The following is a 16,502-nucleotide window of genomic DNA, read 5'->3' as shown; positions in this document are numbered from 1 at the left end:
AATTGTGGGACGCCGGGCCCACGACGTTGACGCCCGCAGGAGGAAATTCACCTATATTTCCCCGTCAGTTGGACGGAATCCGGCAAACGGGTGCACGAGTAGGCTGATCAGCCATGACGGCAGGCCCCGCCGCGGGAGGCGGCAGACGGATCTCGGTCGCTCCCGAGCGGCTCGCCGGATGGATCGGGCGCTTCGCCGAACGGCACGGCGCGATCGAGGCCGTCGTCCTGCCCGACCTGGTCCGTCTCGACGCCGCGGACGGCGCGGTCGCCGAGTGCCACGTGCCGTTCCCGCCGCTGCGTCCCTCCCGCCACGGCGAGGACGGGCGCGAGGGCGAGGGCGGGCGCGAGGACGGGTTCCGCCTTCCTCCTCCCGCGGCGGCGCTGGTGGCCCACGTGTGCCGTGAGCGGACCGTCGGAGTGCTGCTGGCCCGGCTCGGCGGGCACGCCGCCGGCGTCTTCACCGGCGCCCGCCTGGTCACGGGCAAGGCCGGCTCGCGTCAGGTCCACGGCCGCAGCGCGGCGGGCGGGTGGTCGCAGCAGCGCTTCGCCCGGCGCAGGGACAAGCAGTCGGCCGAGGCGCTTCGGGCCGCCGCCGACGTGGCCGCCCGGGTGCTCCTGCCGAGGCTCGCGGACCTGGAGGCCGTCGTGCTCGGCGGGGACCGGCGCTCGATCGACGAGATCAGGCGCGACCCGCGCCTCGCGCCGCTGTTCGCCCTGGAGACCGGCCCCTTCCTCACCGTCCCCGACCCCCGGCCGGCGGTCCTGGAGGGCGCCCCCGCACTGTTCCGCGCCGTACGGATCCGCCTGCTCGACCCCTGACCGGCCGCGCGGCGGCGGGACGCGGGCGGGGGTTTCGCCGCAGGCGGCGGTAGGCGGGGCGGCACTACACTTGAGCCCATGCGCGCTCCCGATTGATCGCTCCCGGCGCCGATCCTGACCTCATCACCTACGGGAGTGTCCCCTTAACCATGATCATCGCAACCGACATCGAACTTCGCGCCGGCTCGCGCCTGCTCATCGAGGGCGCCTCGTTCCGGGTGAACCCGGGCGACAAGATCGGCCTGGTCGGCCGCAACGGCGCCGGCAAGACCACCCTCACCAAGGTCCTGGCCGGAGAGGGCCTGCCCGCCGCGGGCACGGTCACGATCTCCGGCAGCGTCGGCTATCTGCCGCAGGACCCCCGCACCGGCGACCTGAGCGTGCTGGCGCGCGACCGGATCCTGTCGGCCCGCGGCCTCGACGACGTGCTCCGCGAACTGCGCGAGGCCGAGGCCGGGATGGCGGCCGACGACCAGCGCGTACGCGACCGGGCGGTGCGCGCCTACGGCCGCCTGGAGGACCGGCTGCACGTCCTCGGCGGCTACGCGGCGGAGTCGGAGGCGGCGTCGATCGCCTCCAGCCTCGGGCTGCCCGACCGCGTCCTCGGCCAGCCGCTGCAGACCCTGTCCGGCGGTCAGCGGCGGCGGGTGGAACTGGCCCGCATCCTTTTCTCCGGAGCGGAGACTCTCCTGCTTGACGAGCCCACAAACCACCTCGATGCGGACTCGATCGGCTGGCTTCGTGATTTTTTGCGCTCGCACCAGGGCGGCTTGGTGATCATCAGCCATGATGTGAACCTTCTTGATGCGACGGTAAACCGGGTGCTCCACCTCGACGCCAACCGCTGCGTGATCGACACCTACAACGTCGGCTGGAAGGCCTATCTGGCCCAGCGGGAGACCGACGAGAAGCGGCGCAAGCGCGAGCGGGCCAACGCTGAGCGGCAGGCGTCCGCCCTGCTGTCCCAGGCCGACCGCATGCGGGCGAAGGCCACCAAGGCCAAGGCGGCCCAGGACATGGAGCGGCGCGCGCGGCGGCTGCTGTCGGGCGTGGAGGGCGAGCGGCGCTCCGACCGCGTCGCCAGGCTGCGCTTCCCCGAACCCGCGCCCTGCGGGAAGACCCCGCTGACGGCCCGCGGCCTGTCCAAGTCGTACGGCTCACTGGAGGTGTTCACCGACGTCGACGCCGCGGTGGACCGGGGCTCGCGCATCGTCATCCTGGGCCTGAACGGCGCGGGCAAGACCACCCTGCTGCGCCTGCTCGCCGGCATCGAGAAGCCGGACACCGGCGAGGTCATGCCCGGCCACGGGCTCAAGATGGGCTACTACGCCCAGGAGCACGAGACGCTCGACGCCGACCGCACGGTGCTGGAGAACATGCGGTCCGCCGGGCCCGATGTGGCCGACGTCGACCTGCGCAAGGTGCTGGGGTCGTTCCTGTTCACCGGCGACGACGTGGACAAGCCCGCCGGGGTCCTGTCCGGCGGGGAGAAGACCCGTCTCGCCCTCGCGACGCTGGTGCTGTCGAGCGCCAACGTGCTGCTGCTCGACGAGCCCACCAACAACCTCGACCCGGCCTCCCGCGATCAGGTGCTGGACGCCCTCGGCTCCTACACGGGCGCGATTGTGCTGGTCACGCACGATGAGGGGGCGGTGGAGGCGCTGAAGCCGGATAGGGTGATTCTGTTGCCAGACGGAGTAGAAGACGCATGGAGCGACGAATTTTCCGATCTTGTGGCGCTTGCCTGATCTTAATTTGAGCGGGTAGGGATCTTTTCCCGCGGAGTAGGTAGCCGATCCCGTCGAAATGACTGATCATGGGCTGAAGTAACGCTGCGGAAGTCTGGCACTACAGGAGGTACTCGTGGCCGAGACTCTGAAGAAGGGCACCCGGGTGACCGGGGCCGACCGGGAAAAGCTGGCCGCCGATCTCAAGAAGCGCTATTCCGCGGGTGAGAGCATCCGCGCTCTGGCTGCTTCCACCGGCCGGTCGTACGGGTTCATCCACCGCATCCTGAGCGAGTCCGGGGTGACTCTGCGCGGGCGCGGCGGCGCGACCCGGGGCAAGTCCAAGCGCTAGAGATCCACCTCAAAGACGCGCGACCGCAGCCGCTCGTTCCTGCAGGAGGAGCGGTCGCGTCCGACTCGCCAGAACGTTATTCGGTAAGCTCGGGCGCGACCGCGGGATGAACAGGAGGGCGGACGCCCGGCACGGACGGTGCGCCGCACCGGACCGGCCGTGCGAGGCGACGCCGCTCCGCGACGGACGCAGGAGCAGGGCATGGCGGAAGCGGCAATGGGGGGGAATCTGGAGCACGCCCGTGAGACGGGCGACGGCTCCGATGTGTCGACGATCTCGGCGGCCGCGCCGGCCGAGGTCGGAGTGCGCTTCGAGGTGGACGGCGAGATCGCGACCGTCACTTTGGACCGGCCGGACAAGCGCAACGCGCAGACGTTCGCGACATGGTCGGCCCTGGCCCGGATCGGGGAGACCCTTCCGGAGCAGGTGAGAGTGGTCGTGGTCAGAGGCGAGGGGCCGTCCTTCTCAGCCGGGATCGACCTGCGCATGTTCGGGCCCGAGGGGGTGCCCGGGCAGGGATCGTTCGCGAGCGCCGCCGCGCTCGGCGACACCGAGTTCGAGCAGCGGATCGCTGAGGCCCAGAAGGGCTTCCTGTGGCTGCGCAGGCCGGAGATCGTGTCGATCGCGGCCGTGCAGGGCCACGCGATCGGGGCGGGCTTCCAGCTCGCACTCGCGTGCGACCTGCGTGTCGTCGCGGACGACGTGAAGTTCTGCATGAAAGAGCCCGCGCTGGGGCTGGTTCCCGACCTGACCGGGACCAAGCCCCTGGCCGACATCGTGGGGGTTCCCCGGGCCATCGAGATGTGCCTGACCGCGCGTACCGTGGGGGCGGCCGAGGCCGTACGGCTCGGCCTGGCCGAGATCGCGGTGCCCGTGTCCGAGCTGGCCCAGGCCGTGGACGACCTGGCCGCCGCGCTGCTGTCGACGAACCGCGCCGCCGCGGCCGCCACGAAGCGGCTGCTGCAGGCCGCGCCGGGACGCACACTGGAGGAGCAGGCCGCCGCCGAGCGGGCCGAGCAGGTGACGCGCATCCGGGCACTGTTCGGAGCGAGCTGAGGGTCGTTGTCCGGAGCCGAACCGAGGGTCACTGTCCGGGGCGAACTAGGGTCGGTGTCCGGGGCGAACTGATACGTGCTGTTCGCTTCGAGCTGACGGGGGAATCGGGGGAGTCCTCCCACTGCTGCACGGCTGGGAGGATGTACGGCATATGTCGATGATGAACGGGGGCTACGGCCTTCAGGTGATGCGGTCCTTACGGCGTGACAGCTCCGTGACGAAGGAGCGGCTCGCGCCGGGGACCGTCCGGCGCATCGCCGGCTACGCCCGGCCGTTCCGCACCCAGATCGCCGGTTTCCTCGCGCTGGTCGTGGTCGACGCGGTCATCGTGGTCGCCAACCCGCTGCTGATGAAGGCGATCATCGATTACGGCATCACCCCCAAGCGGGTCGACGTCGTCGTGTGGCTCGCCGTGGCGATCGGAGCGCTCGCCGTGCTGGACGCCGGGCTCGGCCTGGTGCAGCGGTGGTTCTCCGCCCGCATCGGCGAGGGCCTGATCTACAACCTGCGCACCGAGGTCTTCGACCACGTGCAGCGGATGCCGGTGGCGTTCTTCATGCGCGCGCAGACCGGCGCACTGGTCTCCCGGCTGAACACCGACGTCATCGGGGCGCAGCGGGCCCTCACCAGCACCCTGTCGTCTGTGGTGTCCAACGTCATCAGCCTGGTCATGGTGCTCGGCACCATGCTCGTGCTGTCGTGGCAGGTCACGCTGGTCGCGCTGGTCCTGTTGCCGATCTTCATCTTCCCGGCGAAGTGGGTCGGCCGCCGGATGTCCGCGCTGACCCGCGAGCAGATGCAGCTCGACGCCGAGATGAGCTCGGTGATGACCGAGCGGTTCAACGTGGCCGGGGCCATGGTCACCAAGCTCTACGGCAGGCCGGACGACGAGGCGGCGCACTTCGCCGAGCGCGCGGGCCGGGTCCGCGACGTGGGCGTGATCGTCGCCATGTACGGCACGGTGTTCCGCATCGCGCTCGGCCTGGTCGCCGCGCTGGCGACCGCGCTCGTCTACGGCCTCGGCGGCGTGCTCGCGATCTCCGGGGCCTTCGCGCTCGGCACCCTGGTCGCCCAGTCGTCCCTGCTCATGCGCCTGTACGGCCCGCTGACCAGCCTGTCGAACGTCCACGTGGACGTGATGACCGCGCTGGTGAGCTTCGACCGGGTCTTCGAGGTGCTCGACCTCAAGCCGATGGTCGCGGAGAAGCCGGACGCACGGCCGATCCCCGAGGGGCCGGTCACGATCGAGTTCGACGACGTCCGCTTCCGTTACCCGGCCGCCTCCGAGGTGTCGCTGGCGTCGCTCGAGTCGGTGGCCCGCCCGGACACCGGGCCCTCGCAGGAGGTGCTCAAGGGCGTGTCGTTCACCGCGCGCCCGGGCGAGCTGGTGGCGCTCGTCGGCCACTCGGGCGCGGGCAAGACGACCATCACCCAACTGGTGTCCCGGCTGTACGACGTGGACGAGGGCGCCGTCCGGATCAACGGCGTGGACGTCCGCGACGCCACCCTGGACGGCATCAGGGACACGGTGGGAGTGGTGATGCAGGACGCCCACCTGTTCCACGACACGATCGGCAACAACCTCCGCTACGCCCGTCCCGAGGCGACCGACGAGGAGATCTGGGAGGCCCTGCGCGCGGCCCAGATCGCCGACCTGGTCAAGAACCTGCCGGAGGAGCTGGAGACGGTCGTCGGCGACCGCGGCTACCGGCTGTCGGGAGGGGAGAAGCAGCGCATCGCCCTGGCCCGGCTCCTGCTGAAGGCGCCGCGGGTGGTGGTGCTGGACGAGGCGACCGCCCACCTGGACTCGGAGTCCGAGGCCGCGGTGCAGCAGGCGTTGAAGACCGCCTTGCTGGGCAGGACGTCGCTGGTGATCGCCCACCGGCTGTCGACCATCCGCGAGGCCGACACGATCCTGGTGGTCGAGGACGGCCGGGTCGTCGAGCGCGGCCGGCACGAGGAGCTGCTGGAGCGGGGCGGCGCCTACGCCGAGCTCTACCGCACCCAGTTCACCGGCTCGGGCCCGGGCGGTTCCTGAAACGGTCCTCAGCGGTAGCCGAGGCGGGTGAGCTCCTCCCTGGCGACCTTCTCCACCAGTTCGGCGTCCTCGGCCGACAGCCGCCTGCGCCAGCTTCCCGGCCGGGGGATCGTCGCGCCGTACAGCGCGATCGTCGAGATCTTGGCCTCGAGGAAGGACGACACCGCCTCGATCGCCTCTCCCGGCGCGGCCACCATGTCCTCGTACCGCAGGGTGAGCAGGTGCTCGCCGGGCAGCTCGTGGCGCAGGGCGGCGCTCAGCCGTACGGCGCCGCGCCAGCGCAGGGCGCACTTGCCCGCGGGCGGCATCCCGGCCCAGCGGTCGCGGTGCTCGGCCGAGCGCACACCGAGGAACGGATTGGGAAACTCGGCGTCCTCGCTGAGCATGTGGGGCTTGACCCAGGTCATGCAGGCCGGATCGGCGAGCATGTCGGCGACCACGTCACGGCCGTCGCGGATGATCTGGATGAGCCGGGCGTCGGGGAACGCCCGCAGCAGCACCGGCGCGCTGTAGAGCAGGTCGGGGCTGGCGTCGCCGAACCGGGACAGCGCGCCCTGCCCGACGCAGGGCCCCGCGCCGACGATGCCGCCCGCCTCCCGGCAGGCGGTCGTGCACTCCGCGCACGCCGCCGGGACCACCTGCCACGCCTCCGCCAGCACGTCGCGCAGCACCTGCGGAGCGCCGCCGCTGCGGGCGATCGACGGTCTCCTGGCGAAGGCGTAGACGACCCGGGCCACCGGGCCCCTGCCCATGGTCACGTGGAAGCCGGGCGAGCGCTTGAGGGCACGGCCCAGCAGGTCCGCGCCGGAGTGCGGCGCCGCGACAACGAACACCGGACGGCGGACCTTGACACCGTTGACCACGAGGATGTGCGTCGGAGGTCGCATAGATACCGCTAAGTCTGACACCCTTTGAAGGGTGAGCGAGCGCTTCCCGGGAGGGGCGGGCGGTGACGCCTCGGTAACGGTCCCGAGGCTGCCCCGGCGGCTGCGGCCCGGCGACACCGTCGCGCTTGTCGCGCCGGCCGGCCCCGTCGATCCCGCACGGCTGGAGCGCGGCACCGAGGTCCTGACCGGGCTCGGGCTGCGGGTCGTGCACGGGGCGTCGATCCTCGCGCGGGAGGGCTACCTGGCCGGGCCGGACGCCGCACGGGCGGCCGACCTCCAGGACGCGTGGTGCGATCCCGGGGTGGCGGCGGTCATCTGCGCCAGAGGCGGTTACGGCACCACCCGGCTGCTCGGGCTGCTCGACTGGGACGCCATGGCGGCGGCCGGTCCGAAGATCCTGCTCGGGTCGAGCGACATCACCGCGCTGCACCGGGCCTTCGCCGACCGGCTGGGCCTGGCGACGCTGTTCGGGCCCATGCCGGCCACGGCGGCGATCAGCGAGCCTGAGGGGCCGGAGCCGGTCACCTTCGCCCAGCTGCGCGAGGCTCTGTTCGAGGGCGGCACGCCCGCGCCGGTGACGGGCGACCGGGTGATCGTGCCGGGCCGGGCCGAGGGCCGGCTCACCGGGGGCAACCTCGCCCTGCTCGCCGCCCTGTGCGGCACGCCGTACGCGCTGCGCGCGCGGGGCCGTATCGTGCTGCTGGAGGACGTCACCGAGGAGCCGTACCGGATCGACCGCATGGTGACGCAACTGCTCCAGGCCGGGTGTCTCGACGGCGTGGCGGGCATCGTGCTGGGATCGTGGGTGGAGTGCGGCGACCCGCTGCCCGTGCTGGCCGAACTCCTGGCCCCGCTGGGAGTGCCGACCGTCGCGGGCCTGCCCGTCGGCCACGGCGCACCACAGATGCCGATGTGGTTGGAGACGAATGTGGCTATTGTGACCGAATCGTGCTCTGTCGCGGGCACCTTCCGCGACTCTGACGCGGCAACCTGAGACGCGCCCGGATGCGCCCGGGCCGTGGCGAAGGGATGGTGCGTTGGGACTCTTGCGGCGACTGCTCAGCCGGACGCGGCCGGACCATCCCGCCCCGAGAGCCGTCGAGGACGTCGATCTCGACTCCCTGCTGGCCCTGGTCGCCGAGACCATGGGCTATACCTGCGCGTTCGCGGCCGACGGCACGTCGCTGACGCTGTCCTCGCCCGAGCGCGAGCGGGTGGTGAACCTCGTCGGCCTGCGCAGGGAGGCCGGTCGCCGTGCCCGTGAGGACTGGCCGATGCTGGTCTCGGAGCACCTGGCCCACGCCGTGTCGGGCGAGCCGTTCGACGCCTGCAACCTCACGCCCATCAAGCCGCTGCTGCGCACCCGGGTCCACGCCGCCGACGACCCGGCCTTCCCCGACCCCTCCCGGATCATCGGCCGCCACCTCAGCGCCGACCTGATCGAGGTGCTGACCGTCGGCGCCCGTCCGGTGCGGCCGGAGGAGGCGTTCTGCTGGCCGATCCCGCCGGCCGAGGCGCTCGACGTGGCCGTCGGCAACGCCCTGAACGACGAGCGGCCCACCGTGTCGCGGCTCGACCTCGCCGGGACCGAGGTGTCGCTGCTGACCGCGCCCAGCGCGGCGGCCCACCTGCGCCGCCTGACGGCGTACATGCACGTGCCCGAGGACGGCATGCTCGCCGTGCTGCCGCACCGCGGCATGGTCGCGGTGCACCCGGTGGCCGGCATCGGCGTGGTCCGCGCGATCGAGCGCCTGCGCATCTTCGCCCACCGGGAGCACGCCGGCCGGGCCGACGGGCTCAGCCCCCACGTGTACTGGTGGCGCCGGGGCAAGCTGACCCGCATCCAGGCCGACCTCATCAGCCACGACGGGCAGACCCGGCTGGTCGTCGCGCCGCCGCCGGAGTTCGCCCGGCTCCTCGCCCGCATCGCCGGCCAGCAGTAGCCCGATGGCCGCCTGAGCGCCGAGGCAGGGCGAGGAGGGCCGTCGCGCGGGAAATCACGTGCGGGGACACGCCGGCCGGAGTGAGACTGGCCGGCATGACGAGCGCGCGCTTCGACCGCAGGCCCTACGCCGGGGCGGAGGACCTGCGGGCCATGCAGGACCTCGCCGGCCGGTTGTGGTCGCCGGGAGCGACGTGGCACGTCGGCGACCTGGCCTGGGAACGCTTCCAGCACACGGGCAGGGAGCACGAGTGGCCGACCATGCTCTGGGACACCGGCGGCGCGACCGCGGCCTGGGGATGGGCCGACTCCGGCCACCTCGGTCTGGCGGCCGATCCGCGGCACCCCTCGCTGGCCGGCGAGGTCCTGGACTGGTTCGCGGCGACAGCACCTGCGACAGCACCCGGGCCGGCCCGGACGGTCACGGTCTCCAGCACCGAGACGCACCTGTTCCCGGCGCTCGACCGGCATGGCTACCGCCGTACGGGCGAGGGCCCCTTCTTCGTGCACATGGTCATGGACCTGGCCGGCCGCCTGCCCGAGCCGAGCCCGCCCGCCGGATACCGCCTGCGCGCGGTGGGCGACGCCGACGTACCCCAGCGCGTCGCCGCGCACCGGGCGGCGTTCCATCCGTCCAGGGTGACCGAGGAGAGCTACCGCGCGGTCCGGCGGGCCTGGCCGTACCGGCCGGATCTGGACTGGATCGCCGCGGCGCCGGACGGGAGCGCCGCGGCGTTCTGCCTGGTCTGGCTGGACGAGGCCAACCGGGCCGCCCGGATCGAACCGGCGGGCACGGCCCCGGGCCACCGCCGGCGCGGCCTCGCCCGGGCCGTCTGCCTGGCCGCGCTGCACGCGGCGCGACGGGCGGGCGCACGGTGGGCCGTGGTGAGCCCGCGCGGCGACGACGCCTATCCGGTGCCCGCCCGGCTGTACCGGTCGCTCGGGCTGCGCGAGTGCGCCAGGAGCCTCGGCTACCGCCGCTCGGCGTAGCGGGCCAGCGCCTGGGCCGTGCGGATCAGGTGGATGTGGGTGAACGCCTGGGGGAAGTTGCCGAGCTGGCGGCCTGCTCTTGGGTCGTATTCCTCGGCGAGGAGGCCGACGTCGTTCGACAGGGCGACGAGGCGTTCGAACAGCTCGACGGCGTCGTCGTGGCGGCCGATCATGGCTCTGGCCTCGGCGAGCCAGAAGCTGCAGGCGAGGAAGGCGCCTTCGCCGCCGGGGAGGCCGTCGACGGGGTTGTCCTCCGCGAGGGGGTAGCGCAGCACGAAGCCGTCGGTCATGAGTTCGCGTTCGATGGCCTCGACGGTGCCGATGACGCGGGGGTCGTCGGGGGGCAGGAAGCCGACGATGGGGATCTGCAGGAGGGCGGCGTCGAGTTCGCGCGAGCCGTAGGACTGGGTGAAGGTGTTGCGTTCGGGGTCGTAGCCCTTGTCGCAGACCTCGGCGTGGATGCGGTCGCGCAGGGCGCGCCAGCGCTCCACGTCGCCGCGCCGGCCCAGCTCCTCGATGACGCGGACCATGCGGTCGGCCGCTACCCAGGCCATGACCTTGGAGTGGACGAAGTGACGGCGGGGGCCGCGCACCTCCCACAGCCCCTCGTCGGGCTGGTCCCAGTTGTGCTCGAAGAACTCCATGACCTTCGTGACCAGGGCCCAGGCGTGGTCGTCCGGCGCCATGCCCTGCTTGCGCGCCTGATAGAGGGCGTCGACGAACTCCCCGTAGATGTCGAGCTGGAGCTGGGTGGCCGCGCCGTTGCCGATCCGCACGGGCGTCGAGTTCTCGTAGCCGGACAGCCAGTCGAGGGTCATCTCCGGCAGGCGGCGTTCGCCGGCCACGCCGTACAGGACCTGGACGTCCTCGGGGCGGCCGGCGATGGCGCGCAGCAGCCAGGAACGCCAGGCCGCGGCCTCCTCGACGTATCCGGCGCCGGTCAGCGCGTCGAGCGTCATGGAGGCGTCGCGCAGCCAGCAGTAGCGGTAGTCCCAGTTGCGCACACCGCCCAGGTGCTCGGGCAGCGAGGTGGTCGGCGCGGCCACGATGCCGCCGGTCGGGCTGTAGGTCAGCGCCTTGAGCGTGATCAGCGAGCGGACCACGGCGTCGCGCCAGGGACCCCGGTGACCGCAGCGCGAGACCCACTCCTCCCACAGGAGCCTGGTGTCGGCGAGCTGCTCCAGCGGGTCGATCCGCTCCGGCTCCGGCTGGTGGGAGGGGTGCCAGGTGAACACGAACGGCACGCGCTCCCCGGCGGCGACCGTGAACGTCGCCTCGTGCCGGTAGTCGCCGCCGCGCAGCGGGACGGCGGAGTGGATCCAGACCGAGTCGGGGCCACCGATGGCGTGCAGGTGCCCGCTTCTGCGGCGCACCCAGGGGACGATGCGGCCGTAGTCGAAGCGGATGCGGATCTCCGTCGTCATCTCCACGGTGCCGGACAGGCCCTCCACGATCCGTACGAGATCGGGGTTGGCGTGCCGGGGCGGCATGAAGTCGATCACCTTGACCGCGCCCGTGGGCGTCTCCCAGAAGGTCTCCAGGATGAGCGTGTCCTCGACGTACGCGCGGCGGGTGGCCTGCTCGTGTCCCGCGGGGGCCAGGCGCCAGAAGCCGTTGTTCTCGTCGCCGAGCAGCCGGGTGAAGCAGGAGGGGGAGTCGAACCGCGGCAGGCACAGCCAGTCGATCGAGCCGTCCCGGCCGACGAGGGCGGCCGACTGCATGTCGCCCACCAGGGCGTAGTCCTCGATCCGCATGCCCGTCACGCTACCGGGCGCGGGCCGTCCTCTCATCCGCGGGTGGATTGCCCTGTGAATTGAAAGGCTTTACTGACGCGGGACGCGAACGTAATCTTTGCGTCTGCCGCTTTTCGCCGATCGTGCTGGAGTCCGCCGTTCTCATGACTCATCCGCCGTCGGTGCCGTCGCCGGCCCCGCAGCCGCCGCCCACGCCAGTGAGCACGAAAGACGCACCGCCCGCGTCCCGGCCTTCGCCGGCGCCTCAGCCGTCTCCGGTCGCGGCAATTAGTGGCGGCTATTCCGGGATAAATCCGGCTTCAATGGATGAATTCGAGAAATGGCTCGGCCGAGCCGAGGACGTGATCGGCCGCAACGAGCAGGTCCTCGACCGAACCCTGCGAGGCCTCGATCTCGACACCTCAGGTCTGGCGGCCGTACGGGAGATGCGCACCTGGATCGCGGCGGGCCGTCCCGACCTGCGCAGGCGCAGCGCGACGATCCGCGCGGAGCAGACGGAGTGGGCCGCCTCGGCCGGAGTCCCGGGCGGGCTGAGCGCCTTCGACGAGGCCCTGTACGGCAGGGCCGGCCGCGATCCGGACGTCTACGCCGCGGTGACGACGCTGACGCAGGCCGCCGCCGGCGGCGAGGTGGACGAAAGGACCTTGGCGGCGCTGGAGAAACGGACAGGGGACGCCGCGTTCGCGACCGCGCTGATGACCACTCTGGGCGCGACCGGGTTCCGCAGGCTCATGGCCCAGACCGTCGAGCGCGGCGGCGACCAGAAGGTGAAACGGCTGCAGGCCGCTCTCGGGTCGGCACTCGGCACCGCGAGCGGACGGCTCGGCGACGCCTGGCGCGACGAGCTGACCGCGGGCTTCCGGGTGGGCTGGCAGGACGGCCTGGCGGTCGCACTCGCCCTCAAGCAGGGCAAATACGACACCGGGTTCCTGACGGCGGTGGCCAGGAAGCTCGACGCGTGGGACCGTGAGATGAGCAAGTTCCCGGTCGGCTCGGACCCCGGGGTGATGCGCACGGTCATGGAGGCGCTGAGCCGCGATCCCGCCGCCGCGCAGGACTTCTTCACCGGCGACCCGACCATGCTGCGGCGCTTCCTGACCGAACGCGGGCTGGGCGACGGCGGCACGGCCCTGGGCGAGGCGCTCGAGGCCGCCACGCTGAAACTCCGCGACCACGAGGGCTCCCCGCAAGACCCCTCCCGCGGCTACCTGTCGGCCAAGCTGACCTCCGAGTTCGTGCACATCGAGGCCGAACGCATCGACGCGGGCCGCCCCTCGCTCCTCAAACCCGTCACCACCGGCCGCATCCTCGCCGGCTACATCAGCGACATCGATCGCGTGGCCAGGGCGGGACACGACATGGTCTCTCTCGGCGTGCACGGAGGAGACAACCCGGGCGCGCCTCGCAAGGACCCGTGGGGTGCTCAGTTCAACAAGCAGGAGTTGCAGCATGTGATGCGTGAGGCATTCGCGGATTCCTCGGCGTTCGCCCATGTCACTACGGCGCAGACCGCGTTCGCCGCCATGTTGCTCGATGAGGCCGCTGCGAAGATGGCCGCGGGAGATGACGGCGACGCGCTCTTCGCGAGCGCCAAGCTGGTGGGATCGGGCTTCGGACTGATCACCGATGCCGCCGGACTGGCCAAGATCGAAGAGGGCAAGAACATGGACGAGGCGCAGGAGCGGAACATGAAGATCTTCACGGCCGTCGTCAACACCGGACTCGCCGTTCCTCAGGCGGCAGGCTGGTCGATCGCATCCGGTGTGGCCGGCGCGTGGACGGGCCTTGTCGAGGATATGGCGAAGGGCGACGCGGAGAGCAAGGCCCGCAGCGAGGCCAATGCCGCAGTGGACAAGGCCCGGATCCTGCTGCACGACCTGACCGCACAAGCCATGCTCAAGCACCGCCTGTTCGGCTCTGCGGATCCTCCCGCGAAGACCCACCCCTGGGCGACGCTGGAGGGGCTGGGAAAGGGAGACGACCCGCGTGCGAATCCGAACAACTTTCTCAAGGACGACGGTCGAACCCTCATGACCATCGACGAGATGGTCGACAAGACGGCGACCAACAGCACCGACAAGTACCGCAGGCTTGAAGCCTATGAACGTTGGCTCTACGACGGGCCATCCGGAAAGCCATGGCGAGACGTGGAAGTACGGCTCGACCAGGGGTTCGCGAACGCCTTCGCGCAATACGCCGCATGAGAAGGGGTCTTGCGCTGACGCTCGCCGTGCTCTGTGTGCTGCCGCTCGCCGCTTGCCGGCGCGACGAGCGGACCATCGACCGCACCCCGATGCCCACTGCCGCGACGGCTCCCTACGTCTGCGGGCACATCCCGCTGAAGGCGGTACAGCTCATGACGGGCGTTGTGAACCCGCACGTGCGGGGAGGTTTCGATTTGGCAAGCGCAGGAGGCATCGGTGAAGGCAGTTGCATCCTGTACCGGAACGGGGGCGACCGGCTGAAGGTGCTGGAGGTCGGCCTCGCACCGGACGGTTACCAGGGTGAGGTCGACGACCAGATCGAGGACGGAGCGACGCCGCTGCCCGAGATCGTGCCGGGAGCGACGGGCTGCTATTACAAGAGCCCGGGCAGCGGACGTACCGATGCCTTCGCACTTCTGGTACGAGGCAGGGCGGAACTCGCCATCAGGCTGGCCGCAGGCGTCGAGGGGCGGGACAACGCGGGGGATGTGATGGCGCTGATGAAGCTGATCGCGCCCAAGCTGATCACGGATGCGAGCGCCCCGTCGGCGAGCCCGTCTGTTTCCGGGAAGGGCTGATCGGCGTCATGGCCGCGCTGGTGCCCAATCCACTGTATCTGGCGCTGCGTGAGGCCCTGCGGACGGCTGAGCCTCTCGTCGAGGAGATCGAGAAGGCCGTCGAGGGACCGTACCTGTTCTTCCACAACGGCACCGTGTGGACCGGGCCGGCGGCGCGGCGCTTCGACGCGGAGTTCGCTCAGCACCGGTCGCGGGTGCGTGGTTCTGGTGACCGGATCCTGTCGGACCTGCGGCAGGCGCTGGCCCGGACCCCGCCGGAGGTGACGGAGGAGGAGGCCAGGTCCATCAGGAACCGGTACGACCTGCCGTGAGACCGCGAGCGGGCTGTCAGACGCTCATCACCGTGGCGGCGCCGGCGCCGCGTACCTCTCCGCTCAGCGCCTGGGCGGTGTGGATCAGGTGGACGTGGCTGAAGGCCTGGGGGAAGTTGCCGAGTTGTCGGCCTGCTCTGGGGTCGTATTCCTCGGCGAGGAGGCCGACGTCGTTCGACAGGGCGACGAGGCGTTCGAACAGTTCGACGGCGTCGTCGTGGCGGCCGATCATGGCTCTGGCTTCGGCGAGCCAGAAGCTGCAGGCGAGGAAGGCGCCTTCGCCGCCGGGGAGGCCGTCGACGGGGTTGTCCTCCGCGAGGGGGTAGCGCAGCACGAAGCCGTCGGTCATGAGTTCGCGTTCGACGGCCTCGATGGTCCCGATGACGCGGGGGTCGTCGGGGGGCAGGAAGCCGACGACGGGGATTCGCAGGAGGGCGGCGTCCAGCTCGCGCGAGCCGTAGGACTGGGTGAAGGTGTTGCGCTCGGGGTCGTAGCCCTTGTCGCAGACCTGCGCGTGGATGCGGTCGCGCAGGGCGCTCCACCGGTCGAACGGCCCGGTGCGGCCCAGCTCAGCGGCCCCCCGGGTCATGCGGTCCAGGGCGAGCCACGCCATGATCTTGGAGTGGACGAAGTGGCGGCGGGGGCCGCGCACCTCCCACAGCCCCTCGTCGGGCCGTTCCCAGTTGTGTTCGAGGAACTGGGCCCCTTTCATCAGCAGCGACCAGGTGTAGTCGTCGGGCGGCATGCCCTGCTTGCGCGCCCTGTAGAGGGCGTTGACCACCTGGCCGTAGACGTCGAGCTGGAACTGGCCGGCGGCGCCGTTGCCGATGCGGACCGGGCGTGAGCCCTCGTAGCCGGACAGCCAGTCGAGGCTCATCTCCGGCAGGCGGCGTTCGCCGGCCACGCCGTACATGATCTGGTGGTCCTCGGGGCGGCCGGCGATGGCGCGCAGCAGCCACACGCGCCAGGCGTCCGCCTCCTCGACGTACCCGGCCCGCAGCAGCGCGTCGAGCGTCATCGCGGCGTCGCGCAGCCAGCAGTAGCGGTAGTCCCAGTTGCGCACCCCGCCGAGGTGCTCGGGCAGGGAGGTGGTCGGCGCCGCGATGATGCCGCCGGTCGGGCTGTAGGTCAGCGCCTTGAGCGTGATCAGCGAGCGGACGACGGCGTCCCGCCACGGGCCCCGGTAGCCGCAGCGGGCGGCCCAGTCCTGCCACGTCTGGACGGTCAGGCCGAGCTCGGCGAGGGGGTCGATGGCCCGGGGCTGCGGCTGGTGGGAGGGGTGCCAGGTGAACACGAACGGCATCCGCTCCCCGGCGGCGACGGTGAACGCCGCCTCGTGCCGGTAGTCGCCGCCACGAAGCGGGACGGGCGAGTGGATCCAGACCGAGTCGGGGCCGCCGATGGCGTGCAGATGGCCGCCCGCCCGGCGTGCCCACGGCACGATCCGCCCGTAGTCGAAGCGGATGCGGATCTCCGTCGTCATCTCCACGACCCCGGACAGGCCCTCCACCATCCGGACCAGGTCCGGGTTGCCGGAGCGGACCGGCATGAAGTCGAGCACCCTGGCCGTCCCGGTGGAGGTCTCCCAGTCGGTCGCGAGCACCAGCGAATCCTCGACGTACGCCCGCCGGGCGGCCCTGTCGCGTCCCGCGGCGGCCAGCCGCCAGAAGCCGTTGTGCTCGTCGCCGAGCAGCCGGGCGAAGCAGGAGGGGGAGTCGAACCGCGGCAGGCACAGCCAGTCGATCGATCCGTCCATGCCGATGAGGGCGGCCGACTGCGTGTCCCCGATCAGGGCGTAGTCCTCGATCCGCACGCCCTCACCTCCCCGCGCTCACCTCCGCG

Annotated in this window: 14 protein-coding genes; 11 read left to right on the top strand and 3 right to left on the bottom strand. The window is 71.5% G+C overall.

Going from position 1 to position 16,502, the window contains the following annotated elements; genetic code table 11:
* The first annotated feature begins 113 nt into the window (after window positions 1–113).
* The 5 genes from ABZ860_RS19325 (at window position 114) to ABZ860_RS19305 (ending at window position 5,994) form a co-directional block, all read left to right on the top strand.
* On the top strand, window positions 114–821 hold the full coding sequence (locus ABZ860_RS19325; RefSeq protein ID WP_357221884.1) for an acVLRF1 family peptidyl-tRNA hydrolase: 708 nt from the start codon (window positions 114–116) through the stop codon (window positions 819–821).
* 149 nt (window positions 822–970) lie between these two features.
* Window positions 971–2,569, top strand: coding sequence for an ABC-F family ATP-binding cassette domain-containing protein (locus tag ABZ860_RS19320; RefSeq protein ID WP_357221883.1), 1,599 nt, complete (start codon window positions 971–973; stop codon window positions 2,567–2,569).
* 115 nt (window positions 2,570–2,684) lie between these two features.
* On the top strand, window positions 2,685–2,900 hold the full coding sequence (locus ABZ860_RS19315; protein WP_030507271.1) for a helix-turn-helix domain-containing protein: 216 nt from the start codon (window positions 2,685–2,687) through the stop codon (window positions 2,898–2,900).
* 201 nt (window positions 2,901–3,101) lie between these two features.
* Window positions 3,102–3,956: an enoyl-CoA hydratase/isomerase family protein gene (locus ABZ860_RS19310; RefSeq protein WP_357221882.1), complete on the top strand. Its 855-nt coding sequence runs from the start codon at window positions 3,102–3,104 to the stop codon at window positions 3,954–3,956.
* A gap of 151 nt (window positions 3,957–4,107) precedes the next feature.
* Window positions 4,108–5,994, top strand: a complete 1,887-nt coding sequence (locus ABZ860_RS19305) for an ABC transporter ATP-binding protein (RefSeq protein WP_357221880.1) — start codon at window positions 4,108–4,110, stop codon at window positions 5,992–5,994.
* An 8-nt stretch (window positions 5,995–6,002) separates the two neighbouring features.
* On the opposite strand, the gene ABZ860_RS19300 is transcribed toward ABZ860_RS19305, so the two are convergent.
* Window positions 6,003–6,881, bottom strand: coding sequence for a sulfotransferase (locus ABZ860_RS19300; protein WP_357221878.1), 879 nt, complete (start codon window positions 6,879–6,881; stop codon window positions 6,003–6,005).
* Between the two features lie 31 nt (window positions 6,882–6,912).
* Between ABZ860_RS19300 and ABZ860_RS19295 the strand changes: the two genes are divergently transcribed.
* From ABZ860_RS19295 to ABZ860_RS19285, 3 genes are all read left to right on the top strand, one after another.
* The gene (locus ABZ860_RS19295) at window positions 6,913–7,875 is read left to right on the top strand and encodes an LD-carboxypeptidase (RefSeq protein ID WP_357221876.1); all 963 of its coding nucleotides are present in this window, start codon (window positions 6,913–6,915) and stop codon (window positions 7,873–7,875) included.
* Between the two features lie 43 nt (window positions 7,876–7,918).
* Window positions 7,919–8,824, top strand: coding sequence for a hypothetical protein (locus ABZ860_RS19290; RefSeq protein ID WP_357221874.1), 906 nt, complete (start codon window positions 7,919–7,921; stop codon window positions 8,822–8,824).
* Window positions 8,825–8,919: 95 nt separating this feature from the next.
* Window positions 8,920–9,813, top strand: a complete 894-nt coding sequence (locus tag ABZ860_RS19285; RefSeq protein ID WP_357221872.1) for a GNAT family N-acetyltransferase — start codon at window positions 8,920–8,922, stop codon at window positions 9,811–9,813.
* On the opposite strand, the gene ABZ860_RS19280 is transcribed toward ABZ860_RS19285, so the two are convergent.
* The gene (locus ABZ860_RS19280) at window positions 9,795–11,567 is read right to left on the bottom strand and encodes a glycoside hydrolase family 15 protein (RefSeq protein WP_357221870.1); all 1,773 of its coding nucleotides are present in this window, start codon (window positions 11,565–11,567) and stop codon (window positions 9,795–9,797) included. The genes ABZ860_RS19285 and ABZ860_RS19280 overlap by 19 nt on opposite strands.
* A 122-nt stretch (window positions 11,568–11,689) precedes the next feature.
* On the opposite strand from ABZ860_RS19280, the gene ABZ860_RS19275 reads away from it, so the two are divergent.
* Genes ABZ860_RS19275 through ABZ860_RS19265 form a run of 3 tightly spaced genes read left to right on the top strand, consistent with a single transcriptional unit; the run spans window position 11,690 to window position 14,660 of the window.
* Complete coding sequence (locus tag ABZ860_RS19275; RefSeq protein WP_357221868.1) at window positions 11,690–13,771, top strand: hypothetical protein; 2,082 nt, start codon at window positions 11,690–11,692, stop codon at window positions 13,769–13,771.
* Window positions 13,768–14,349, top strand: coding sequence for a hypothetical protein (locus tag ABZ860_RS19270; RefSeq protein WP_357221867.1), 582 nt, complete (start codon window positions 13,768–13,770; stop codon window positions 14,347–14,349). The genes ABZ860_RS19275 and ABZ860_RS19270 overlap by 4 nt, the downstream gene beginning before the upstream one ends.
* Window positions 14,350–14,357: 8 nt before the next feature.
* On the top strand, window positions 14,358–14,660 hold the full coding sequence (locus ABZ860_RS19265; protein WP_357221865.1) for a hypothetical protein: 303 nt from the start codon (window positions 14,358–14,360) through the stop codon (window positions 14,658–14,660).
* Window positions 14,661–14,676: 16 nt separating this feature from the next.
* Here the strand turns inward: ABZ860_RS19265 and ABZ860_RS19260 are convergent, their stop codons facing one another.
* On the bottom strand, window positions 14,677–16,473 hold the full coding sequence (locus ABZ860_RS19260) for a glycoside hydrolase family 15 protein (protein ID WP_357221863.1): 1,797 nt from the start codon (window positions 16,471–16,473) through the stop codon (window positions 14,677–14,679).
* Window positions 16,474–16,502: the final 29 nt, after the last annotated feature.

This window comes from Microbispora sp. NPDC046973, from assembly GCF_040644495.1.
Taxonomy (GTDB): domain Bacteria; phylum Actinomycetota; class Actinomycetes; order Streptosporangiales; family Streptosporangiaceae; genus Microbispora.
This window is presented reverse-complemented; position numbering and strand designations above follow the sequence as displayed.